The following is a 23,335-nucleotide window of genomic DNA, read 5'->3' as shown; positions in this document are numbered from 1 at the left end:
GTCTACGATCCGCGGCTTGTCCGTGCGGCAATCGCCATGAACGAGAACGACTTGCCGACAGCCGAGCCGCTTCTGCGGTCCCTGCTGAAGGATGATCCCTTCGATGTACGTGCTATCCGTCTGTTTGCGGAACTTGCCGGGCGTATCGGGCGCTATAACGACGCGGAGAACCTGTTGCGGAGGGCAATCGAGCTTGCTCCGCAATTCACGGCAGCAAGGGCGAACCTCGCGCTGGTCCTCTACCGCACAAATCGGGCGCCAGAGGCGCTTGAAGAGTTGGCCAAAGTCACGGCAGACGATCCGGACAATGCCGGGCATGCCAACCTGCAGGCAGCAGCCTACGGGCGCATCGGTGAGTTCGACGAGGCGCTTGCACTTTACCAACAGGTGCTCAGGCAAGCGCCCCACCAGCCCCGCGTCTGGATGAGTTATGGCCATATGCTCAAGACCGTAGGGCGGCAGGCCGAGGGCATCGCGGCCTACCGCAAGGCCATCGAACTTCTGCCCGTGCTTGGTGAAGCATGGTGGAGCCTGGCGAACCTGAAGACCGTGAAGTTCACCAATGAGGACATCGCCGCCATGCAGCAGGCACTGGCGCGCACGGATTTGGCCGTAGAGGATCGCTGGCATCTGGATTTTGCACTCGGCAAAGCTTTCGAGGATCGAGGAGAGGCGGAGACGTCGTTTGCGCACTACGCGGCGGGCAACGAATTGCGCGGTCGTCGGATGCCATACCGGGCGGAAGACACGACCCAGAATGTGAACGCTGCGATTGCTGCATTTACGCCGGCAGTTGTCGCAGGTTTGCAAGGGAAGGGGTGTGCAGCGCCTGATCCCATCTTCGTCCTTGGCATGCCCCGCGCCGGCTCGACGCTCGTCGAGCAAATCCTGTCCAGTCACTCGCAGGTGGAAGGGACGAGCGAACTTTCCGACATCGGCTTCCTTGCGCGCAGTGTCGAAGGCTATCCCGAAGCCATTTCAGCTCTCGATGGAGAAGAATTGCGAAAGCTTGGCGAAGCCTACCTCGCGCGAACCCGGGTGCAACGGCATACGCGGCGGCCGCTGTTCATCGACAAGATGCCTAATAATTGGCTGCATGTGCCGTTCATCCATGCAATCCTGCCGAACGCCAAGATCATCGATGCCCGTCGTCATCCGCTCGCGTGCTGCTTTTCGAACTACAAGCAGCATTTCGCACGGGGGCAGGGTTTCAGTTATTCACTGGACGACATGGGCCGCTATTACCGCGACTATGTGCGGGCGATGGCGCATTTCGATCGTGTGCTCCCCGGCGTGGTCCACCGGGTCCTTTATGAGCGGATGGTTGATCAGACGGAAACCGAAGTGAGGGCGCTTCTGGCCCATTGCGGGCTGCCATTCGAGGATGCTTGCCTTTCGTTCCATGAAACCGAGCGCGCGGTGCGGACTGCGAGTTCCGAACAGGTGCGTCGACCAATTTTCCGAGATGGAACAGAGGCATGGAAGCCGTTCGAGCAGTGGCTCGAACCGCTCAAGTCGGTGTTGGGAGACGTTCTCGATGCCTATCCGGACGTGCCTGCAGACTTCGGTACCGACATCGTTGTAAATTAGCCACGCCTTTAAGGTTAACGCTCGCTTCGCGCATTATCCCGCTTGACGATATGGATCGCGGGGGAGCAGCATTCGTGTGCAAAACAGAAACATGAGGGTAAATTCTGCTATGCGCGGGCACACGAAGATCAATCGTCGTACGCAGTTGGCCAAGGTTCTGATGCTTGCGGGGGCGACCTTAACTTTCCCTGCGATGGCGCAAGAGGCGCAGACAGATGCTGCGGAATCCGATCCCAACGTAATCATCGTGACCGCGCAAAAGCGCAGCGAAAATCTGCAGAACGTACCCATTTCGATTCAGGCTCTCGGCACGCAGAAGCTGGAGCAACTCGGCGTTGCCAGCTTTACCGACTATGCGCAGCAGTTGCCTTCGGTGACGTTCCAGGCCCTTGGTGGAACGCCAGGTACGAACGTCGTCTACATGCGCGGTGTTGCCTCAGGCGGCGATGGCAATCACTCTGGCTCGCTGCCGTCGGTCGGTGTCTATCTCGACGAGCAACCGGTTACCACCATCGGCGGCAACCTTGACGTGCATGTCTATGACATTGCCCGCATCGAAAGCCTTTCTGGTCCGCAGGGCACGCTCTACGGCGCCTCGTCCGAGGCCGGGACGATCCGCATCATCACCAACAAGCCCGATACTTCCGGCTTCTACGGCAGCGTCGACGGCGAGGTGAACACGGTCCGCAAGGGCGGGCAGGGCTACAAGCTCGAAGGCATGATCAACGCGCCGCTGTCCTCCAACGCGGCTTTGCGCGTGGTGGGCTGGTATCAGCGCGATGCCGGCTTCATCGATAATGTGCAAGGAACGCGCACGTTCTGCGGCACGCCGACATTCGACGACGAAGGCGAGATCAACGGCTGCATCAAGGATGGCGTCAGCGTCAACAACGCGGCCTTCGTCAAGAAGGACTACAATTACACCGACATCTACGGTGGCCGCGCGGCGCTCAAGGTCGATCTGGACGAAAGCTGGACCGTGACGCCGCAGTTCATGTACCAGGAAACCAAGAGCCGCGGGTCATATGGATATGATCCGTCGGTCGGCGACCTTCAGGTCCAGCACTTCTTCCCGGAGTTCCGCAACGACAAGTTCTGGCAGGCCGCGCTGACGATTGAAGGCAAGTTCGGTAACTGGGACGTTACCTATGCAGGCGCATATCTTGATCGCAAGACGTTCCAATCAAGCGATTACACGGATTATTCGGAAGCCTATGACTCGCTCTATGAGTCCGTCGGTGGTCTTGCCAACTATTTCTATTATCAAGATTCTTTGGGTAACACGATTGATCCCCGGCAGAAGGTTCTGGGGAGTGATCACTTCAAGAAATTGAGCCAGGAGTTCCGCGTTGCTTCGCCCTCGTCGGACCCGTTCCGCTTCGTTGGCGGCCTTTTCTATCAGTACCAGTCGAACCTGATCCATCAGGACTACCAGATTGCAAATCTTGGGCCGCTGGTCTCAGTCAACGGCCTTCCGGGTACGCTCTGGCTGACCCAGCAGAAGCGCGTCGATCAAGACTACGCAGCGTTTGGTGAATTCAGCCTCGACGTTTCACCGACGGTGACGCTGACTGCGGGCGGACGCGCATTTATCTATGACAATACGCTGGTCGGCTTCTTCGGCTTCGGGCGCAATCCTGCCTTCATCCAGGGTGCGGACGACAATCCTCCTCCGAATGCTGCGGGCTCATCGCGGACCGGTGTGGCTGCGTGCTTCACGCAATCCGGTCTGCGGCTGCGCGATGCGCAATTGGCCGGGCAAACCAATACGACTTTGCTGCCGCCAGAGGTTGCCGGCAGTCCCTGTACGAACCTTGGCGTCTACACCACAGATGGTATCAAGCCGGTCAAGGCGTCCGGGACGGGCGGCACCTACCGCTTCAACGCAACGTGGAAGCCCAATAGTGACATGCTCGCCTATGCGACCGTTTCACGAGGCTTCCGCCCAGGCGGCATCAATCGTCGCGGCGATTTCGGAGCCTATCAGCCGGATTACCTGACCAATTACGAGATTGGCTTCAAGACGACGCTGGCCAACGGTCTGCTTCGCCTGAATGGCGCGGTGTATCAGCAGGACTGGAAGAACTTTCAGTTTGCGTATCTCGGGCCGAATAGCTTCACGATCATCACCAATGGACCGAATGCGCGCATTCGCGGCTTCGATCTCGATGCCGCTATCTCGCTCGATCGTCTGAGCATCAATCTTTCGGGGGCTTACACCGACGCCAAGATCAGGAACAATCTTTGCGCTGCCGTCGATCCGACCTTTACCTGTTCTGACCCCGACAACAGCATAAGTGCGCCCGCAGGAACGCGCCTGCCGATCACGCCGCAATGGAAGATGAGCGGGACCGCGCGCTACACCGTGCCGATGGGCGGGGGCAAGGTCTACGGACAAGTCAACGCCACGTACCAGAGTTCGGCAAGCTCGGACCTACGCGTTGATTTTGCAGCGGCGCAAGGGCGGCTTGAAGGCTTTGGTCAGGTCAATCTTGCGATCGGGGGTGAGTGGTCGACGTATTCGATCGAAGCCTTCGTGCGGAACCTGACCGACGAGCGCGGCCAATTGTCGCGTTTCGTGCAGTGCGGCGCCTGCACGCAGCGACCCTACATTGTGCCCACGACACCGCGCATGTTCGGGCTGCGGGCCGGCGCTAAGTTCTGAGCTATTGGAGCCCGGTCTGGATCAAATCCGGCCGGGCTCGCCCATCCTGACAAGTTCGGCAAGCGTTTCGGTAACGGGGGCAGCAAGCCCTGCGCGTCTTGCCGCGGCGACGATCTCGCCGTTGATCGCCTCTATCTCTGTTGCGCGACCGGCTTTCCTGTCTTGCAGCATGGATGGCTTGTGCGCGCGGTGGTTGGTCAGCGCGAAATCTGTCTTGGCCAAAAGCCGGTCCCGGTCCATGCGGATACCCTGGGCGCGGGCCACTGCAATTGTTTCTTCTATCACTGCTGTGGCAATTCTTCGGCCTTCAGGGCAATCGAGGTCACCGACCGGGTAGCCGAGTATCGTCGCAAGAGCGTTCAACGCAGCATTGAACGCTGCTTTCTCCCAGATTGCTGCAAGGACAAAGGGATCATGCTGCGCTTCCATCGCTGCAGCATTTAGACATGCCACGGCCTCGAGCGCCGATTTTTCGCCATTTGGCACTAATGATCCCAGCCAGACGTGGCCTGTTCCATGCGCCGCCACGGCGTTGGGAGGCGACAGGTCTGCAGGCCAATCCGTAACGCCAGCTAGCGTGCGGTCCGGTCTGAATACTTCCGAAATGGCTTCGGCATTGCCCAGGCCATTCTGAAGCGTCAAAGCGGAGCAGTGCCCATCGGCAAGGTGGGCAACGGATTGAATAGCAGCTCGGCTGTGCATGGCCTTTGTGAACAGTAGCAACAGATCTGCGTGGGGTGCATCGGCTGCCAGTGCAGTGCCGACAGCTACGACGTCTTTGCCGCGTTCGTCGTTCAACTCGACGCCCCTCTCTGCGATCTGCCCGAGGCGGTCCGCGTCAATGTCCACCATTGTGACGGTCCTTCCTGCACGGGCCAGACGTGCCGCGAAAAGGCATCCCATGGCTCCGGCACCCAGCACCACCACTCGTTTCATGCTTCCTCCATGCGTGGTTGGATTACGCCAGATGCCCAACTCCGTTTCACTTATGGGGTCCAGAGCGATATAACAATTGTGCGCATGCCAATCGCGCCGCAGACTTTGCACCCTGTGAACCTCGAGGAGCACGATGCCGACAGTTCGAGAAGTTTCGATAGGGGTGATGCGCGAACTCGGGATGACCACCGTTTTCGGAAATCCGGGGTCGACCGAGTTGCCAATGTTCCGCGATTTTCCGGCAGACTTTCGCTATGTGATGGGACTGCAGGAAAGCGTCGTACTGGGCATGGCCGATGGATACGCGCAAGGAACGGGCCGCGCGGCGCTCGTCAATCTCCATAGCTCGGCGGGGGTCGGGCATGCTTTGGGAAACCTGTTTACCGCATTCAAGAACCAGACGCCGCTGGTGGTGACGGCGGGGCAACAGGCTCGCTCCATACTGCCATATGAGCCATTTCTTTTTGCAGAACGCGCCAGCGAGTTTCCTCGGCCATTTGTGAAATGGTCGTGCGAGCCGGCGCGCGCGGAAGATGTGCCCGCGGCCATTCATCGCGCGTGGCTGGTGGCAATGGAGCCGCCACGGGGGCCGACATTTCTTTCGATACCGATTGACGACTGGGACCGCGAATGTGGGACCTTCGCGGTGCGCAAGGTACATGCCGCGTGCGCTCCCGACAATCTTGCGCTGGCAGAGTGCGCCAATGCGCTGGCGCGTTCCGATCGCCCTGCGCTCGTTGTTGGAGCAGGTGTTGCGCGCGACGGGGCATGGGACGAGGTCGTCGAGCTGGCGGAAAGGCATAATGCCGCGGTCTGGGTTGCGCCGATGTCCGCACGCTGCAGCTTTCCGGAAGATCACCCGCTCTTCGCAGGCTTTCTCACGGCGGCGCGCGAGGCCATTGTTTCGGCTCTTGCTCCATACGACTTCGTTCTGTCGCTCGGCGGCCCCATGAACTTGTATCATGTCGAAGGGACCGGCCCCCACGTTCCCGAGAACTGCGAAGTCTGGCTGATCGGCGACAATCATGTGCACGCAGCGTGGGCGCCTGCGGGAACGGCAATAGTTAGCAACTGCAAGTTGGCGATTGATGCGATGCTTGCCGAGGACGGCCTCGCGCAACGAGCGGCACCCTTGTCGCGATCGCTCCCCGAACTGCTTGAGGGCAAGGTCATGTCCGACGCATTCGTACTGCAGCGGCTCGCCGCGCTGCGTGACCCGCACAGCATCATCGTCGAGGAGGCCCCCTCCAGCCGTGGGGCGATGCATGATCGCTTGCCGATCCTGCACAAGGATACCTTCTATACCACCGCCAGCGGCGGGTTGGGACATGGCCTGCCCGCTGCAATTGGCATGGCGATGGCGCGCCCGGACGAGAAGGTCATCGCCGTGCTCGGAGATGGTTCTGCCATGTACGCGATCCAGGGATTGCATGCTGCGGTGCAGCATGGCCTTTCGGTCAGTTTCATCATCATCAAGAACAACCGCTACGAAGCACTGCATCATTTCGGACATCACTTCGGGATGCAGGAACTTGTCGGGACCAGGTTTCCGGAACTGGACTTCTGCAAGATCGCCGAAGGCCATGGGCTTTCGGCGCGTAGAGCCGATGATCCTGCGTCGCTTGATGCGGCGCTTGCATGGTCGCTGGCTTCAAGGGAGTCCACGCTTGTCGAGGCGGTCGTCCCATGAACCTGCGCCTGACAGACCTGATTGACGACAGGCCTGATGAAGGCGTGTTCCGGGTCAACCGTGCAATCTTTACCGAACAGCGCGTGTTTGATGCCGAGATCCACCGGTTGTTCGAAGGTGGCTGGATTTTCCTCGGCCTTGAAAGCCAGGCCGGCGAGGCACACGACTTCTTCACAACCTACGCTGGACGTGTGCCGATACTGGTCCAACGGGATGGCGAAGGCATCCTGCGAGGCTTCATCAACTCCTGTCCCCGCAAGGGAGCACGCCTTGCGCAGGTCCGACAGGGCAACGCGCGCCTGCATGTCTGCCCCTACCATAGCTGGTCCTTCGACAGCGCGGGCAGGAACAGAGCGGTGAAATGGAAGGGGGCCGGGTGTTACGCGCAGGCTTTCGATCAAGACGATCACGGACTTGCGCATTTGCCGCAGTTTGCCAACTACCGTGGTTTCCTGTTTGGCAGTCTGGCGGCTGACGTCCCGCCTCTGGCGGACTACCTTGGCGAAGCGGCCAAGTTGCTCGACCTCGTTGCGGACCAGAGCGCGGATGGCGTGGAACTCGTACCCGGTCAGGTTACCTTTACCTTCGAGGCCAACTGGAAGCTGCAACTGGAGAATTGTTCAGACGCTTATCATTTCACGTCTGCTCATCCGTCCTACATCCGGGTTCTGGAGCGACGGCAGAAGGAATTGAGTGCCGACGTGGTCGCTTCCGTCTGGGAAAACAGCGATTACTGGAAAGAGGATACGCAGGGTATCGGCGGTGGCAGTTTCAGCTTTGCCAATGGTCACGTGCTGAACTGGGGTGTGTTTGGCGTGACGCCGGCCATACCCTTGTATGAACGGGCGGAAGCGCTTGCTGCGCAGCATGGCGAGGCAAAGCGCGACTGGATGTTCAACATGCGCAACCTCACGATCTTTCCGAACCTGCAGATCGCAGAGAATGCTTCTAGTCAGCTGCGCGTGATACGTCCGCTCGGGCCGGGGCTTACGGAAATGCGAACCTGGTGCATCGCACCGAAAGGGGAGAGTGATGCAGCCAGGCGTCAGCGCATTCGTCAGTACGAGGACTTCTTCAATCCCACTGGCATGGCCACGCCGGACGACACGGTATCGTACGAGAACTGCCAGATCGGCTTTGCTGCCGAAATCGAGCCATGGCTCCAGGGTTATGCACGAGGGATGACCGCGTCTGCCGCAGGGGGAAATCGCTTCTCGGACAGAATTGATCTCTATCCCGAACGCAGTGTGCTGGCGGATTCCCAGCTGTGCGACGAGACGCTGTATCACAGCTACTATCGCACGTGGGCAAAGCGCATGAGCGCGGAGTTTGCAGAGTGACGCCGGCAATGACGCGCAAGGAGGCCGAGGAACTTCTGTATCTGGAGGCCTTGCTGATCGATACAGGGCGCTTCGACGAGTGGCTGGACCTGTTTACTGCAGACGTGGAATTCTGGATGCCCGCGTGGCGTGATGAGACAACCCCAACCTCTGACCCGGATCGCGAGTTATCGCTGATCTACTACAAGGGGCGCCGCAACCTTGAGGATCGGGTCATGCGGCTTACGTCCGGTTTGTCGACTGCTTCCTCACCCTTGCCGCGCGTGGTTCACCAAGTCACGAACGTCCTGTTGTCAGGCGCGGGCGAGGGATGGGCCGAGGTGTCCGCAGCCTTTACCTGCCACCGCCATGACGTGCGGATGAACCGTTCGGACTGCTTCTTCGGACGTTACGAATACCGGCTGGTCAATTCCGACGGACCGTGGCGGATCGCGCGCAAGAAGATCTTTCTTCTCAACGACACGATCCCCACCGTGGTCGATATCAACGCCGTTTGATCAGGCGAGGACTTCCGCAACCGGAACGTAATCATACCCGAGTTCGCGGGCGACCGCTTCATAGGTCACTTTGCCTTCGTGAACATTGAGGCCCTCGGCAAGGTTGGGGTCGGCCTTCAACGCTGCCTTCCAGCCCATGTTGGCAATACGCAGCGCGTGGGGCAGGGTGACGTTGTTTAACGCGTAGGTGCTGGTGCGTGCGACAGCGCCCGGCATGTTCGCGACGCAATAATGAACGACCCCGTCGACGATGTAGGTCGGTTCGGCATGGGTGGTGGCCTTTGAGGTTTCGAAGCAGCCGCCCTGATCGATTGCGACGTCCACCAGCACGGCGCCCGGCTTCATGGTAGACAGCATGTCGCGCGTGACGAGCTTCGGCGCGGCGGCCCCGGGGATCAGCACGGCGCCGATGACCAGATCGGCATCGGCAATGAGAGAGGCAAGTGCAGCCTTGCCTGAATAGAGCGTGCGGGCGCGGCCTTCGAAGTGGTTGTCGAGGCGCTCCAGCACGTCAGGATCGCGATCAAGGATGGTGACGTCGGCGCCAAGGCCTACGGCCATTTGCGCCGCGTTGAAGCCGACAACGCCGCCGCCAATCACGACGACCTTTCCAGGCAGCACCCCGGGGACGCCGCCGAGCAGTACGCCGCGCCCGCCATGGGCTTTTTCCAGAGCTGTCGCGCCTGCCTGAATGGCCATGCGGCCGGCAACCTGGCTCATCGGCTTGAGAAGGGGGAGGGTGTTGCCCAAGCCCGTCACCGTCTCATAGGCAATGGCCGTCACGCCGGACTTCACAAGGTCTGCAGTCTGCTCGGGATCGGGAGCGAGGTGGAGATAGGTGTAGAGAATCTGGCCCTTGCGCAGCATTGCCCGTTCAACCGCCTGCGGTTCCTTGACCTTCACGACCATCTCGCACCCGTCGAACACTGTCCTGGCGTCAGCCTTGATCAGGGCGCCAGCAGATTCATAGTCCGCATCGCTGGCCCCAATGCCGTTGCCTGCGCCGGTTTCCACCCACACTTCGTGCCCATGAGCAGCCAATTCCCGAACGCTCTCAGGCGTCAGACCGACGCGATATTCGTGGTTCTTGATTTCCTTGACGGTGCCGACGCGCATTGGATCGTTCCCCTGAAACAGGTCTATTCAATGCTGGAAGAGTATCGCGGCGCAGGCGGCAGTTCTTGCCTATTTTTCACGTTGAACACGCTTCAGATGGTGATATTTTCGACGAAGTACAGAATTATTGGGAAATTTGCCTTTGGATCGTGCAGATCTCGCCCTGCTTGAAGCTTTACAGGACGACTCGTCCTTGTCCGTGTCGGACCTTGCCGAGAAGGTGGCGCTGTCCTCATCCGCCTGCCATCGTCGCATCAAGGCGCTGGAGCAGAGCGGCGTAATTGCGCGTTACGGCGCGGTTTTGGATCCCCGCGCTCTTGGCCTGTCGGTTGAAGTGTTCGTGGAGATTACACTGACCAGCCAGAGCCGCGAGGCAATGGACCGCTTCGAACGCTCGGTCTGCGATTTCGACGAAATTCTTGAATGCCACCTGATGTCCGGTTCGGCGGACTATATCTTGCGCGTGGCGGCAAAAGATCTGGAGCAATACGATTGGGTGCACCGCGAGTGCCTTGCTCGCCTGCCCGGTGTCTCTGCGATGAGATCCAGCTTTTCCCTGCGCCGGATAAAGCAGATGCGGGGATATCCTGTCAGGATTGGCGGACTCAGGAGTGGCGCAGCCCCTTGATCTCGCTTTCGCTGATGGTCTTGACCAACAGCACGAACGAATGCGCCGCAATGCGTTCGATCTGCGGCATCCGGGGTTCGAACGGCTTGTCGTGCCCAGCGAAGATGGTCATTCCCTCCATGGATCCGGAAATGAAAAGCGCCACCGTTTCCCGGCTGGCCTCATCCAGATCTGGACGCATTTCGGCGATGATCTCGAGAAGCGGCGCGCGCGCACGGACGTAGAGCTCCTGGATGCGTTCAAGGACGAACGTGTCGTGGTTCGACAGCGCCCAAAGCTCCGGAAAGAAATTGGTCGTCTTCTTCGATCGGATGTCGTCCAGGATAAGATTGCAAACCCGGCGCAGCCGTTCCTCTGCCGGTACGCCCGGCATGTGCACGATCTCGACGAACTCGACTTCGTAGCTGCGGATCACGGCTTCGAGCAGCTCCCGAACCAGGTCTTCGCGGCTTCTGTAGTGGTATGTCAGGTTGCCGAACTTCATGCCGCTAGCAGCCGCGACCCGGCGCATCGACATGGCCCGGTATCCCTCTTCGATCAGGATCGATAGCGCCGTGCGAAGAATGTGTTCGCGCGTTTCATGACCCTTGACGTAGCCACCTTCACGCTCCGGCATGACCATGTCCGTAACGTACTTCGGCGCATCATCAGCCTGATTCATCACAATAACCCTTCATCCTATTCACATCATATCGCCGCTTCGAAAACCTGTCATAAGCTAAATTTAGGTCACTTGACAGATTTGTTGCTCCTCTGAGACTATGGTCCCCAGCCGATGAGCAAGTTCGGCGGACAAGGGAGTGCCGGCATGAGAATTGTTGGGTTGACCATGGCTTTCACTCTGGCGATCAGTGCGGTCGCCGGGGCTGCTGCAGCTAACCCCGGCAAAGAGACATCTCCGTTTCCCAAGGCGCTGCCGGAAGAGCCCATTCCTTCAATCCAGAGTTTGCCAGCAGCCTGGCCCGCAGCATGGGTGCTGATCCACGACTTCCATTTCAGCTCGATCGTCGATGGTCGGGTGATGCTCGTGGACACTACGTCCGAAGACCAGCCTCTGAAGGGAATCGTGCGCGCTGCGCAGTTCGCCAACATGCTCGTCTCTCCTCGGCGCGGAGAGGTCTTGACGGCAGAGACCTTTTACTCGCGCTTGACGCGTGGTGATCGGACAGATGCGATTACCATTTGGGACATGGCCACGCTTCAGCCGAAAGGTGAAATTGTGTTGCCGGGCGGTAAGCGCCAGCAGTCAGTCACCTACCCACAGCTGTTCCAGTTCACCAATGCGGACAAGTGGGCACTTGTCGCAAATTTCACGCCTGCTCAGTCGGTTAGCGTTGTCGACCTCGACTCGCGGAAAGTACTGGCGGAAGTCGATCTGCCCGGCTGCGCGCAGATCTACCCCACCGGTGAGCGTGGGTTTTCAAGTTTCTGCGCTGATGGCTCTATCCTGAGCGTGGCCCTTGGGGCCGATGGGCAGGCGGTGTCCTCCAAGACCGTCGAGAAAGTCCAGGATATCGACAACCAGCCGCTGTTCAGCACTCCGGCATGGGTCGGGCGCACGGCTTGGTTTGTCAGCTATCGGGGGCAGATCAAGGCGTTCGATTTTTCAGGAGATGTTGCGCGCCCGCTGGGCGGCTCCTTCAACATCGGGACCGCCGAAGGTGGCGCGCCGGAATGGCGGCCGGGCGGCTGGCAAGTGATCGCCACCGATGGCGCAGGCAAGCTGTTTGTCCTGATGAGCCCCAATGGCCGCGAGGGTAGCCACAAGGATGGCGGGACCGAAGTCTGGGCCGTCGATACCGCGTCCAAGGCGCGTGTTGCCCGCATTCCCCTGCGCGCAATGGCCTCGGCGATTACGCTGACAAAGGAAAGCAAACCGCAACTTGTCGTCGCTCGCGGTGACGGAGTGATCGATATTCACGATGCCGCAACCGGCGCATTTGTGCGCTCACTTGGCACTGCAGGTGGTGCCAACCCCATCCTGATCACGGCGCCCTGACATGGCTCCGGTCATAATCTTTCTCGCGATGCTGCTTGCCGGGTCCGCCGTGCACAAGGCAGTGTCTCACCGGCGAATGGCCATCGCAGCGGCACGATTGGTCGGCATGCCCTCGCATGGGCAGCTGTTCTTGATCATCGCGGGCACGCTCGAGGCTGCTGCTGCCCTGTGCCTGCTTGCCGCGCCACTTCAGAGGACTGGGGCATTGCTGGGCTCGGTCATATGGCTGGCTTATGCAGCCACGCTCTTGCTGCGTCGTGGACAGAGCTTCGATTGCGGTTGCGATCTTGTGGCCCGTGAAAAGCCGATCGACTGGCCCGCAATTGCTCGTCCCGCGGTGCTCGCCCTGCTTGCCGTTATTGCTTCCACCCTGCCGGCGGCGCCGATCGGACTTGACGCTCCCTTCGCTGCCGCCGGCCTTTTGGCGCTTTATCTCGCAGCTTCTGAACTGCTTGCCATTCCCCATCCACGCTGGAGGAAATCGTGATGCTGACGTCCCAGATTCTCTTGTGGACCGCTGTGGTCGTGCAGGCTTTGTTGATCGCAGCCCTCGCTCGTCAGGTTGGTATCCTCCACGAACGCATTGCCCCAGCGGGTGCGTTGACGCTGCACCAGAAGGTAGAGGTCGGAGAAGTCGCCAGTCCGATGACCGTCACTACGATCGAGGGTGCGCCCATCGAGATCGGCGGCAAGCGGGAAGGGCGCAGCCAATTGCTGTTCTTCGCCTCGCCTGATTGCCCGGTGTGCAAGACCCTGCTGCCTGTCGTGCGATCGGCAGCAAATGCCGAAGCCGATTGGCTTGACATTGTCGTTGCTGGGGATGGAACCAAAGCCGAATACCAGCGACTGCGTGACAATCATGGGCTCGATCGCGTGCCGATGGTCCTTTCCGAGGCGGTTGGCAGGGCGTTTGGCGTCTCCAAGCTGCCTTATGCAGTCCTTCTGGACGAGAATGGCCGCGTTGCCTCGCTCGGTCTCGTCAACAGCCGCGAGCATCTGGAAAGCCTGTTCGAGGCGAAGGAGCGCGGCGTTGCCTCGATCCAGGAATTTCTCGCACGCCGGAAGGAGGCCTGATCAATGGCTGGCTTCGACAAGTGGACTGAGCGCCTGACCCGCACAATTGCGCGCGGAACATCGCGACGCAGCACTCTCGCCTGGCTGGGGGCGACGATTACCGGTGCGGCAGTGTTTCCGGTCCTGCCGGTCGCTCGCGCGGCAAGCGGATCATCACATGGCGGTGGCGGCAAGCACGCACCCATCTCATCGGGCAATCCGCAGGACCCGGGTGATCAGTCTTCGTGCGATTACTGGCGCTACTGCGCGATCGACGGGTTCTTGTGTTCGTGCTGCGGCGGGACTGTCAGTTCCTGCCCTCCCGGCACCGAGATGTCGCCGATTACGTGGATCGGCACGTGCACCAATCCGGCCGACAACCGCGCCTACGTGATCAGCTACAACGATTGCTGCGGCATTTCCTCGTGCGGACAGTGCTTATGCAACCGTAACGAAGGGGACCGCCCACAAGTCCGACCGCAATCGAACAACGACTACAATTGGTGCCTGGGCACGGAAAGCAGCATCTACAACTGCTCGACCGCAGTGATCGTCGGCGTGGCGTTGGACGCACCGAAATGAGGGTGCTTGTCGGACTGATCCCGGTCATGGCGATGGCGGCACTTGCGCTGCCCGCCAGGGCGGCCCCCGACGGCGCGGCAGTGTTTCAGCGTTGCGCGGCGTGCCACACCAAGACTGGTGCGGGCGTGCCTGGTGCTTACCCCCCGCTCGGCGCCGATTTCCGGGCCTTGGCGGTCAAGCCGGCAGGGCGGCGCTATCTTGCGCTTGCAGTGCTGCGCGGTCTCTCAGGCCCGATCACGGTCGAGGGGAAACCCTATCGGGGTGTCATGCCTGCTCAAGTGCTGGACGATGCTGCGGTCGCGGCGGTGCTCAACCATATCGGTACGCAGGTGGCAAAGACAGGGCCGAAGTTCGCGCTGTTCACCGACAAGGAGGTCGCTGCGCATCGCCAATCCGGCGCTTCGCTCTCGGCAGCTGATGTCGCGAAGCTTCATGCAGGAGCCGGTGGCAAATGAAGCGCCTCGCACTCGCTCTGGCCGCCGTCCTCGTTGTGCTTGCAGCGGGTGTCGGCGTCGAGGCGGGTGAGCCGGGAATGCGTGGCGTCAGCAATCCGCAGCAGGCGCGGATCGATTACATGTTGAAGTGCCAGGGGTGCCATCGCCCCGATGGTGGCGGCGATGATCGCTCCAATCCACCAATGAAGAATGTTGTCGCCCGATTTCTGAAGGTGCCCGGCGGCCGAGAATTTCTCGGTAGGGTGCCGGGTGTCTCGACCGTCGATCTCGACGACGCGCGCCTGGCAAATCTCTTGAACTGGACGCTCTACACTTACGACCCGGCGCACATGCCTGCCGATTTCAGGCCCTACACGGCTCAGGAAATCGGCAGGCTGCGGCGCCACCCCCTGAGGCTGGAAAGAGCGCCGATGAGGGCGCGGCTTGTCGCGGGGTTCGAGCAGGAAAGAACACAAACGCAATCACCCTGAACTTGGGAGCAAAGACAATGAGGGAACGTCTTTTTCGTGGGATCGCGCTGGCTGGGGTAGCCGCAACATGCGTTCTCGTCGCAACACCGGCTCTTGCACAGGATGCCAGGAACGAAGCAGCTGTACCAGAAGGGGAGATCGTCGTTACGGCGACAAAGCGCGCCGAAAGCCTGCAGTCCGTTCCGATTTCCGTGTCGGCAATCGGCGGTGATACGCTCTCCAAATCACGGGTTGTCAATGTTGACAGTCTCGTGACGAAGGTTGCCAATCTCCAGCTGACGTCGATCGTGGGCGACAACACGCCCATTTTCTCGCTGCGTGGCGTTTCTATGTCGGACTACAGCCTCAACCAGGCCAGCCCCGTCGCAACCTATTATGACGAAGTCTACAAGGGTAACTTCGCGTTCCTTGGCGTGGCCATGTATGATCTTGAGCGCGTCGAAGTCCTGCGTGGCCCCCAAGGCACGCTTTATGGCAAGAACACCACGGGCGGGGCGGTCAACATCATTGCCAATAGCGCCAAGCTTGGCGAAACCAGCGGTTACTTCAATGCCGGCTATGGCAATTACAACCGCGTAGACCTGAACGGTGCAGTCAACGTGCCGTTGGGGGAAAAGGCGGCGCTGCGCGTGGCCGGGACCTATGCCAAGGCCGATGGCTGGTTCAAGAACGTGGTGCCGGGAAAGCCGGACCTTGCCTCGACTGACGAGTACGCGATCAGGGCCACCTTGAATGTCGAGGCGAGCGAGACGGTCCGGTTCGTCCTGCGCGCATCGACCAGTCTGCAGAATCCGTACAATTACGGGATCTATGCTCAGCCCGAAGCAGCTAACCGTCCTGGCCTTGGTAAGCGCGAAATCGCTTCGAACATCGATGCCAAGCGTCGGGCGCGTACCTATTCGGTAGCCTTGACCAGCACATTCGACGTATCCGACACGCTGACCGTCACGAGCATCACCGCTTGGGACAAGGGCAGCCTGTTCTTCTACGAAGATACCGATGGCACGGCCGGTGAACTGCTGGAAATTCCCTACAACGACCGTGCGACCCAGTTCGCCCAGGACTTGCGGCTGACCAGCGACTTCGGCGGCCCGTTCGATTTCATCCTCGGTGGCTACTTCCACCGTGAGAAGGTGTTCAACGAAACGACATTCGAGATCGGCAAGGACATCGACTCTGATGGCGTCCCGGGAATCACCGCCGATGATTGTGCGGTCGGCCTTCCTCTCGCGTGCCTCTTCCGCAACCGCTTCGACCAGTTGAAGAAGAGCTATGCGATCTATTCCGACGTGAAATACGAACTGACGGATTCCGTCACGATGCGGGGTGGCCTGCGCTACACGCACGATACCGGCGTCCAGAGCGGCTTCCGATCTGACGCACTTGGCGTGGACGGCACATTGATTGCCAATCTGATCCCGCTTTCTTCGCTGCGCTATTCGCAGGACAATCTCTCGGGCAAGATCGGTTTCGATTACAAGCTTGCCGGCGGCAACCTGCTCTATGCAAGCGTCAGCCGGGGCTATCGTGCGCCCAGTTTCAACGCTCAGGCCTTCTTCGATCCGTCGGAGTTGTCGATCGCCAAGCCCGAGCAGGTGACGTCCTACGAGGTGGGGGCCAAGACCCAGTTCCTCGACCGCAAGGTCACGCTCAATGTCGCCGGCTTCTATTACGACTATCGCAACCAGCAGTTCATCAACGTCGACCCGGTATCGGCGGCGCAAACGCTACTCAACATTCCGAAGTCGCGGATCTATGGCGGTGAGGCTGAACTGACGATCCGTGCGAGCGACCGGCTGACGCTTCATAGCGGCATGGGCGTGCTGGCGACAAAGATTCAGCGTGGCAGCGTAAGCGGCGTGAACGTGGCAGGCAACCGCCTGTCCAATGCGCCGACCTTTACCTTCAACGCCACCATCGACCTGACTGTCTTCGACGGCGAAATGGGCAAGTTCTCGCTGCACCCCGACATCGCCTATCAGTCAAGCCAGTTCTTCGAAGTGCTCAATGTTCCCCGCTTGCGCCAGTCCTCCTACGCCCTCGTGGGAGGGCATATCGACTGGGAAAGCGCGGACGGACGATTCAACGCCTCGATCTGGGGGAAGAACCTGACCGACAAGTTCTACTTCACATCCCGCGTTGATCTGCTGGCAGGCTTCGGCTTCGACTACAACCACATCGGCAACCCTCGCATGTACGGGGTGACGGTTGGCGCAAAATTCTGACATTCTCGCAATATAAGGCGGCAAAGCCGTCAGGAGAGGACCATGGCTGACTACAAGCTGCTGATCGGCGGCAATCTCGTCGATGGCGACATGTCGATGGACGTGATCAATCCCGCAACCGGGGAGCCGTTCTGCACGGTTCCCCGGGCCTCCGTCGATCAGGCAGATGCTGCCATCGCAGCGGCCAAAATGGCCGTCCCTGCGTGGTCAGCTCTGCCTTGGGCAGACCGGCAGGCAAAGCTGCTTGAACTTGCTGACGCAATTGCCGCTCGCAAGGACGAACTGGCTCGGACCTTGACCATGGAACAAGGCAAGCCGCTGGCCGAGGCCATGGGCGAGCTGGCCATGACCGATGGCTACTTGCGCCATTATGCCACGCTGGAGCTTCCCGATCGTGTTATTCAGGACGATGAGGCGGGATACGTCGCAGTCAAGCACCGTCCGTTGGGAGTGGTGGTTGGAATCATCGCCTGGAATTTCCCGCTGCTCGTTGCTTGCTGGAAGATTGGACCTGCGGTTCTGGCGGGCAATGCCATCGTGCTCAAGCCCGCGCCGACAACGCCGGTCTGTGCGCTGATCCTTGGCGAGATCTGCCGGGACGTGTTCCCTGCAGGCGTGGTCAACATCATCACTGATGCCAATGACCTTGGGCCGCACCTGACGGCCCATCCGGACGTCGCCAAGGTCGGCTTCACCGGCTCCACGGCCACTGGCAAGCGTATCGCTGCCAGTGGTGCCGATACGCTGAAGCGCGTCACTCTCGAGCTTGGAGGCAACGACCCTGCCATCGTGCTGGAAGATGTTGACGTTCGCGAAACTGCCCAGGCGATCTTCGGCAATGCCTTTTTCAACAACGGCCAGGTCTGCCTTGCCGTGAAGCGCGCCTATGTCCACGCCGACATATATGACGCGATGTGTGGAGAGCTCGCCCGTCTTGCCGAGGCAGCCGTGGTGGACGATGGTCTGCAACAAGGGACACAGATCGGGCCGATCCAGAACGCGATGCAGTTCGAAAAGGTCAAGGACTTCCTCGCGACCGCGCGCGCAGATGGCACGATCGTTGCGGGCGGTGAAGTGATGGAGCGTGCCGGGTACTTCATCCGCCCGACCATCGTCCGCGACGTGACCGACGGCGACAGGATCGTCGACGAGGAGCAGTTTGGCCCGATCCTTCCCTTGATCGTATTCGATGATGTCGAAGATGTCATCGCACGCGCCAATGCATCGGACTATGGCCTTGGCGGATCGGTCTGGTCAAAGGATGTAGCACGCGCCGCAGACATTGCATCGCGGATCGAAAGCGGGCAGGTCTGGGTCAATCAGCACATCGCGATCGGTCCGCACATTCCGATGGCCGGTTTCAAGTCCAGTGGCCTTGGCGTGGAACAATCCGTCGAAGGCCTAGCCGAGTATACCCAGACCCAGGTGGTGAATATCAAGCGATGACGCAGCTTTCCTACGCCAAGGGCGCAACCGATGAGCCGCTGCTGGAAAAAACGATAGGACAAGCCTTGCGCGATGCCGCGCAAGCCTGGGGAGGGGAACTGGCGCTGGTTTCCCGTCATCAGGGGATCCGGTGGAGCTGGGCGCAATTGGACGCTGAAGTCGATCGGATTGCAACCGGCTTGCTCGATCGAGGAGTGGCAAAAGGCGATCGCGTCGGCATCTGGGCGCCCAATTGCGCCGAATGGACCGTGCTCCAGTTTGCCACGGCCCGGATCGGCGCGATCCTGGTCACCATCAATCCTGCCTACCGCACCAGTGAAGTGGAATATGCGCTGAACAAGGTCGGCTGCACCTTTCTCGTCACCGCCGCCAGCTTCAAGACCAGCGATTACGTCGCGATGCTGCGCGAACTGGGGCGCGCCAAGTTGCCGATGCTGCGCGGGATGGTTGCTCTTGGCGATGCGGTCCATGAAGGCTTCGAGCCGTGGGACGCCCTGCGAGCCGAACCTGATCTGAACCGGCTCTTGGTTGTAGACAGGACGTTAAACCAGAATGATCCGATCAATATCCAGTTCACCAGCGGTACGACCGGCTTTCCCAAGGGCGCAACGCTTACCCATCGCAATATCCTGAACAATGGACATTTTACCGCCCGGACAATCAACCTCGCGACCAGCGATCGCATCTGCATTCCGGTCCCGCTGTATCACTGCTTCGGTATGGTTCTGGGCAACCTCGCTGCGCTGACGAGTGGTGCAGCCATGGTCTATCCTGGTGAGGCATACGATCCCCGCCTGGCGCTTGAGGCGGTGCAGGCCGAGGGTTGCACGGCGCTTTATGGCGTCCCCACGATGTTCATCTCGATTCTGGCGCAGCCCGACCTTGACGCATACGACGTCAGCACATTGCGCACCGGAATCATGGCGGGTTCTCCCTGTCCGGTTACCACGATGCGCCAGGTGATGGATCGCCTCAACATGACCGAGGTCACCATTGGCTACGGCATGACCGAAACCAGTCCGCTGACCACCCAAACGGCAACCGACGATCCGATTGAGGAACGTGTTGGGACTGTGGGGCGCGTCCATCCACACGCGGAGGCCAAGATCGTGGGCCTTGACGGCGAAGTGCTGCCGATTGGCGAGCAGGGCGAATACTGTTCGCGCGGCTATGCCGTAATGCTTGGTTACTGGGATGAACCTGCCAAGACTGCTGAAGCCATCGATCCCGACGGATGGATGCATTCCGGCGATCTCGCAACCATGGACGAGAACGGGTACGTGAGGATTACCGGTCGCATAAAGGACATGATCATCCGCGGTGGAGAAAATATCTACCCGCGCGAGATCGAGGAATTTCTGCTGACACATCCCGCCGTGCAGGACGCGCAGGTCTTTGGTGTCGCCGACGAGAAATTCGGTGAGGAAGTCTGCGCATGGGTTATCGCTCGGGCTGGGGAAGAGCTCGGTCCGGATGATGTGCTTGCGCACTGCAAAGGCCGCATCGCGCATTACAAGGTTCCTCGACACGTCCGCATAGTCGAAAGTTTCGCCATGACCGTAACGGGCAAGGCCCAGAAGTTCGAGATGCGCAAGATGATGGAGGCAGAGCTTCAGTCGTATCGCTCATAAGCGGTGCGACTCGGAGTCTCAGAAGGACCGTTATCTCGAAAATATTGAGTGATTCTTGTCAAATCTCATCGCTGCAGTTCTGAAAGCGATTAACTATATCCAGTAATAATTTCAGACGGCTTCATTGTCTTGAAGGTAAAAAGATTCCTTGGATGTCCTTGGAGTAAACTTCCAAGTGACGAAATTTCAAGAGATTTTTCGATATTTCAGGTCTTCCCTGCTCTTGGCGTTAGCCGGAGGCCAGTCTTGTTAACTTTATTTGTTAAATCTCCAGATGCGACGCATCTGGGGCAAACTTTCTCGGATCTGGATGCATCGTGAGTCACGGCAGGCGTTGTGTCGAGCGTAAAAGGTTACCCACAAGTTAACCAATTCAGGCGTATTGCCAGCGAAGACGAACACTCAAGCCAATTCATCCGCTCGGACATGCCGCCCGGCATTTCCGAGGCCGAAGAACTGCGCCCACACAAGGGCAGGTGTTTTCATCGCAAGGCAAGCGCGCCGAGGTTGCCGCAAGGCAGCAGGGAGCAGTGCGCATGTTGATGCACAAGATCAGGATCGGCTTGACGGCGGTTGCGGCTGCTTGCCCGTCTGCTGTTTTGGCCCAGTCTACCATCGCGGGGCCGACGGCATACGCCGGTGGTACCCCCGTTTCGCTCACCCTGCCAGTTACGGCATCTGTTGGTGGCCGGTGTGGCTTCGCCATTGGCGGCGCACCGTCCGGCAGCTTCGATGCAGGGCAAATTGACCAGTCGGGTTGGTCCAATCAGTTTCCATTCACCCTGAACTGCAACGGCGCAGCGCGTGTGGCGGTTACCTCGGCGAATGGCGGATTGCGCAGCGCCACGCAGCCCTCTGACGCAGGTTATGCCGGCATTGCCCCTTATCAGGTCAAGCTCAACCTAGTCGGTGCCGGCGGGGGGAGCGTGACCGATCAGTGTGAGGCGGCCACTCTTGCCGTCACTGCGAGTGCGCCTTGCTCGTTCATCGGGCCTGCGACGCAAAGCCAAGGGCTGCGGGTTGCGCCCAGTTCGCAAAACCTGGCTGGCGCCTATCTCCAGGTAAGTGCCCCGGCATACACCGGCCCAGCCATTCTGGTTCAGGGCACATATTCCGACACCCTGACCGTGACCGTTTCCGCAGCCTTGTAACCTGACGCTTCCAGCCGGCTCGTTCCCGGCAACCAATCACGCCGCTTGTGGCGGTAACTGAAAGGCCGATTGCCATGAAGACCATGCTATCCCTGCTGGCCGCAACTACCGCAGTTGCAATGACAACAGCCCCTGCACAGGCGCAGACGGTGACGACCGGGACAGTCAATGTCACGGGCAGCGTCCTGGGAAGGTGCTCCGTGGTTGCACCGGGCGGCTCGGCGACCCAGGCATTTACCGGCACTATCGCCCTTGGCGCGCTGGACGCAGCGGACGGCACTTTGGCAACCGGCTTCACCAACACCACCAGCGCGGCCTCGGGCGGAACCCCGGTCGCCACGCGCGTGGTTTGCACTTCGGCCAGCGTCTCTCTTGCGATCGTGGCTGACCGTTTGAGCACGGCTGCCGCCGCCGTTTCAGGCTACTCCAACGAGATCGACTATACCGCCGAAATGCAGGTCGCGCTTGCGGCCGGCGGGAATGGCACCGTGACGTACAGCACCGCCGCTGGCGCCACCGCAGCCAATTCGGCGACTGTCGGCCGTCTCGCGGCTTCGGGCAACAACATAGCTGTGAAGGCCTATGGCTTCTCGACCAGGGGGGGCGCTTCGAACCTGCTCGTCGCCGGCAATTACACCTCCACCATCACCGTAAACATCCAACCCGTGGCCTGATTCGATCGAGCCTTTTTCCAGGAGAAATGAAATGCGTAAGCTTCTTCTCGCGGCGACCGCCGCAGCCGCCCTGTCGGCAGTGCCCGCTTCTGCTCAAAGCGTTACCGGCACCGTCAACATCACCGGCTCCGTCGCTGCCAAGTGCAAGTTCGTGACGTCATCGCAGGACCTGCCGCTGGGCGAACTGGCTGACGCAGACGGTGGCCTCGATACCACGAAGGTTGACGGTCAAACCCGCACACTCACCGGATGGTGCAACAATTCGGCAGCCACACTCTCTGTCAAGGCGACCGCGTTGACCGGAGACCAGCCAGTCACGTCGGGCGCCGAGGCGGCGTTCACCGATACGGTCAATTATACTGCTTCGGTCTCGGCCAACGGCAAGAGCTTTTCTGACATCAGCACGGATGCTGTCGCCAGCACTGCCGCCAACGTCGACATGTTCTCCGGTAACATCGCCGTTACGTTGGGTTCGTCGACGGCAGCCAGCAAGAAGCTCGTCGCGGGTGCTTACACCGGCAAGGTCGAGGTCTTCCTCTCACCCACCGTCTGATCTGCATTGCGCATGAAGAGTTCATCCAGGAGCACGACGATGAAATCCGCACTGTTCAAGTCCAGCCTGCTTATGCTGCCCCTCTGCGGGATGGCCGCGCCTGCGTCGGCGCAAGAAACGGCTTCCGAAACAGCTTCGGGTCAGGTCGCGGTGACGGGTTCCGTCGCACGGTTGTGCATCCTGGGTGAACCTTCGCGTGCGGTGATCGATCTCGGCCAGATGGTGCAGACCTCTGGTGCATCCGTCGGACGGATTGCCGCGCTCGCCACGCAATCTGTCTCGCTGCCCGGAAGCTTCTGCAACTTTGCCGGCTCGGTGCTCGGCGTAAGCGCAACTGCATTGCTTGGCGATTCAACAATTGCGCCACCAGCCGGATTTTCACGCGCCGTGAACTACACAGCCACGGCAACAGGCTGGGGTAGTAGCGGTACCGCTGCGACGACCGATGCAGCGGCAGATGGAACGTCTCCAGATTCGGCCGCCACAGGAAGCACGCAGCCTAGCCCGAAGCTGGGTGACATCGAAGTCGCGCTGTCCTCGTTCTCGGCGCCTCAGAACGCTCTGCTCGTTGCAGGAAACTATAGCGGGCTGGTCACTGTAACCCTCGGTCCCGTACCGGTCACGGAGTAAGCGA

22 protein-coding genes are annotated in these 23,335 nt (G+C 60.1%); 19 read left to right on the top strand and 3 right to left on the bottom strand.

The genetic code is table 11. From position 1 onward, the window contains the following. Window positions 1-36 precede the first annotated feature (36 nt). Window positions 37-1,590 carry a tetratricopeptide repeat-containing sulfotransferase family protein gene (locus ACZ1JY_RS04850; protein ID WP_465130549.1) on the top strand — a complete coding sequence of 518 codons (1,554 nt, stop codon included), beginning with the start codon at window positions 37-39 and terminating at the stop codon, window positions 1,588-1,590. A 193-nt stretch (window positions 1,591-1,783) separates the two neighbouring features. Next, window positions 1,784-4,255, top strand: coding sequence for a TonB-dependent receptor (locus tag ACZ1JY_RS04845; protein ID WP_465130548.1), 2,472 nt, complete (start codon window positions 1,784-1,786; stop codon window positions 4,253-4,255). A gap of 21 nt (window positions 4,256-4,276) precedes the next feature. On the opposite strand, the gene ACZ1JY_RS04840 is transcribed toward ACZ1JY_RS04845, so the two are convergent. After that, complete coding sequence (locus ACZ1JY_RS04840; protein ID WP_465130547.1) at window positions 4,277-5,191, bottom strand: ketopantoate reductase family protein; 915 nt, start codon at window positions 5,189-5,191, stop codon at window positions 4,277-4,279. Between the two features lie 133 nt (window positions 5,192-5,324). On the opposite strand from ACZ1JY_RS04840, the gene mdlC reads away from it, so the two are divergent. Genes mdlC through ACZ1JY_RS04825 form a run of 3 tightly spaced genes read left to right on the top strand, consistent with a single transcriptional unit; the run spans window position 5,325 to window position 8,718 of the window. Beyond that, the gene (gene mdlC, locus ACZ1JY_RS04835) at window positions 5,325-6,881 is read left to right on the top strand and encodes a benzoylformate decarboxylase (RefSeq protein WP_465130546.1); all 1,557 of its coding nucleotides are present in this window, start codon (window positions 5,325-5,327) and stop codon (window positions 6,879-6,881) included. Then, the gene (locus ACZ1JY_RS04830) at window positions 6,878-8,221 is read left to right on the top strand and encodes an aromatic ring-hydroxylating oxygenase subunit alpha (RefSeq protein ID WP_465130545.1); all 1,344 of its coding nucleotides are present in this window, start codon (window positions 6,878-6,880) and stop codon (window positions 8,219-8,221) included. The genes mdlC and ACZ1JY_RS04830 overlap by 4 nt, the downstream gene beginning before the upstream one ends. Before the next feature lie 8 nt (window positions 8,222-8,229). After that, window positions 8,230-8,718 (top strand): aromatic-ring-hydroxylating dioxygenase subunit beta, encoded by a 489-nt coding sequence (locus tag ACZ1JY_RS04825; RefSeq protein WP_206065726.1) that lies wholly within the window; start codon window positions 8,230-8,232, stop codon window positions 8,716-8,718. Here ACZ1JY_RS04825 and ald read toward each other — a convergent pair whose 3' ends face one another. After that, window positions 8,719-9,834, bottom strand: a complete 1,116-nt coding sequence (ald, locus tag ACZ1JY_RS04820; RefSeq protein ID WP_465130544.1) for an alanine dehydrogenase — start codon at window positions 9,832-9,834, stop codon at window positions 8,719-8,721. It lies immediately after the preceding gene. Window positions 9,835-9,976: 142 nt separating this feature from the next. Between ald and ACZ1JY_RS04815 the strand changes: the two genes are divergently transcribed. After that, window positions 9,977-10,462, top strand: a complete 486-nt coding sequence (locus ACZ1JY_RS04815) for an Lrp/AsnC family transcriptional regulator (RefSeq protein WP_465130872.1) — start codon at window positions 9,977-9,979, stop codon at window positions 10,460-10,462. Here the strand turns inward: ACZ1JY_RS04815 and ACZ1JY_RS04810 are convergent. Next, window positions 10,440-11,078: a TetR/AcrR family transcriptional regulator gene (locus tag ACZ1JY_RS04810; protein ID WP_465130543.1), complete on the bottom strand. Its 639-nt coding sequence runs from the start codon at window positions 11,076-11,078 to the stop codon at window positions 10,440-10,442. The genes ACZ1JY_RS04815 and ACZ1JY_RS04810 overlap by 23 nt on opposite strands. Window positions 11,079-11,237: 159 nt before the next feature. Here ACZ1JY_RS04810 and ACZ1JY_RS04805 point away from each other — a divergent pair, with 159 nt between their 5' ends. The 13 genes from ACZ1JY_RS04805 to ACZ1JY_RS04745 all read left to right on the top strand — a co-directional run bounded on the left by ACZ1JY_RS04805 (window position 11,238) and on the right by ACZ1JY_RS04745 (window position 23,331). After that, a complete protein-coding gene (locus ACZ1JY_RS04805) occupies window positions 11,238-12,461 on the top strand; it encodes an amine dehydrogenase large subunit (RefSeq protein WP_465130542.1) in 1,224 nt (407 codons plus the stop codon). A gap of 1 nt (window position 12,462) precedes the next feature. Next, a complete protein-coding gene (locus tag ACZ1JY_RS04800) occupies window positions 12,463-12,948 on the top strand; it encodes a MauE/DoxX family redox-associated membrane protein (RefSeq protein WP_465130541.1) in 486 nt (161 codons plus the stop codon). Then, window positions 12,948-13,535, top strand: a complete 588-nt coding sequence (locus ACZ1JY_RS04795; protein ID WP_465130540.1) for a thioredoxin fold domain-containing protein — start codon at window positions 12,948-12,950, stop codon at window positions 13,533-13,535. The genes ACZ1JY_RS04800 and ACZ1JY_RS04795 overlap by 1 nt, the downstream gene beginning before the upstream one ends. A 3-nt stretch (window positions 13,536-13,538) precedes the next feature. Further along, on the top strand, window positions 13,539-14,096 hold the full coding sequence (locus ACZ1JY_RS04790) for a methylamine dehydrogenase light chain (RefSeq protein WP_118073586.1): 558 nt from the start codon (window positions 13,539-13,541) through the stop codon (window positions 14,094-14,096). Then, the gene (locus ACZ1JY_RS04785) at window positions 14,093-14,551 is read left to right on the top strand and encodes a c-type cytochrome (RefSeq protein WP_465130539.1); all 459 of its coding nucleotides are present in this window, start codon (window positions 14,093-14,095) and stop codon (window positions 14,549-14,551) included. Before ACZ1JY_RS04790 ends, ACZ1JY_RS04785 begins: the two co-directional genes overlap by 4 nt. Continuing rightward, on the top strand, window positions 14,548-15,021 hold the full coding sequence (locus ACZ1JY_RS04780) for a cytochrome C (protein WP_465130538.1): 474 nt from the start codon (window positions 14,548-14,550) through the stop codon (window positions 15,019-15,021). The genes ACZ1JY_RS04785 and ACZ1JY_RS04780 overlap by 4 nt, the downstream gene beginning before the upstream one ends. 17 nt (window positions 15,022-15,038) lie before the next feature. Then, window positions 15,039-17,246: a TonB-dependent receptor gene (locus tag ACZ1JY_RS04775; RefSeq protein ID WP_168904614.1), complete on the top strand. Its 2,208-nt coding sequence runs from the start codon at window positions 15,039-15,041 to the stop codon at window positions 17,244-17,246. A gap of 42 nt (window positions 17,247-17,288) precedes the next feature. Then, window positions 17,289-18,692 (top strand): aldehyde dehydrogenase family protein, encoded by a 1,404-nt coding sequence (locus tag ACZ1JY_RS04770; protein WP_118073589.1) that lies wholly within the window; start codon window positions 17,289-17,291, stop codon window positions 18,690-18,692. After that, window positions 18,689-20,323 carry an AMP-binding protein gene (locus ACZ1JY_RS04765; RefSeq protein ID WP_465130537.1) on the top strand — a complete coding sequence of 545 codons (1,635 nt, stop codon included), beginning with the start codon at window positions 18,689-18,691 and terminating at the stop codon, window positions 20,321-20,323. Before ACZ1JY_RS04770 ends, ACZ1JY_RS04765 begins: the two co-directional genes overlap by 4 nt. 599 nt (window positions 20,324-20,922) lie before the next feature. Further along, window positions 20,923-21,474, top strand: a complete 552-nt coding sequence (locus ACZ1JY_RS04760; RefSeq protein ID WP_465130536.1) for a hypothetical protein — start codon at window positions 20,923-20,925, stop codon at window positions 21,472-21,474. Between the two features lie 200 nt (window positions 21,475-21,674). Beyond that, window positions 21,675-22,148 carry a hypothetical protein gene (locus ACZ1JY_RS04755; protein ID WP_465130535.1) on the top strand — a complete coding sequence of 158 codons (474 nt, stop codon included), beginning with the start codon at window positions 21,675-21,677 and terminating at the stop codon, window positions 22,146-22,148. A gap of 31 nt (window positions 22,149-22,179) precedes the next feature. Continuing rightward, complete coding sequence (locus tag ACZ1JY_RS04750; protein ID WP_118073593.1) at window positions 22,180-22,701, top strand: hypothetical protein; 522 nt, start codon at window positions 22,180-22,182, stop codon at window positions 22,699-22,701. A gap of 39 nt (window positions 22,702-22,740) precedes the next feature. Next, window positions 22,741-23,331: a hypothetical protein gene (locus ACZ1JY_RS04745; RefSeq protein ID WP_162896006.1), complete on the top strand. Its 591-nt coding sequence runs from the start codon at window positions 22,741-22,743 to the stop codon at window positions 23,329-23,331. Window positions 23,332-23,335 lie beyond the last annotated feature (4 nt).

The organism is Novosphingobium sp. BL-A-41-Hi4B-X5A, assembly GCF_055521705.1.
This window is presented reverse-complemented; position numbering and strand designations above follow the sequence as displayed.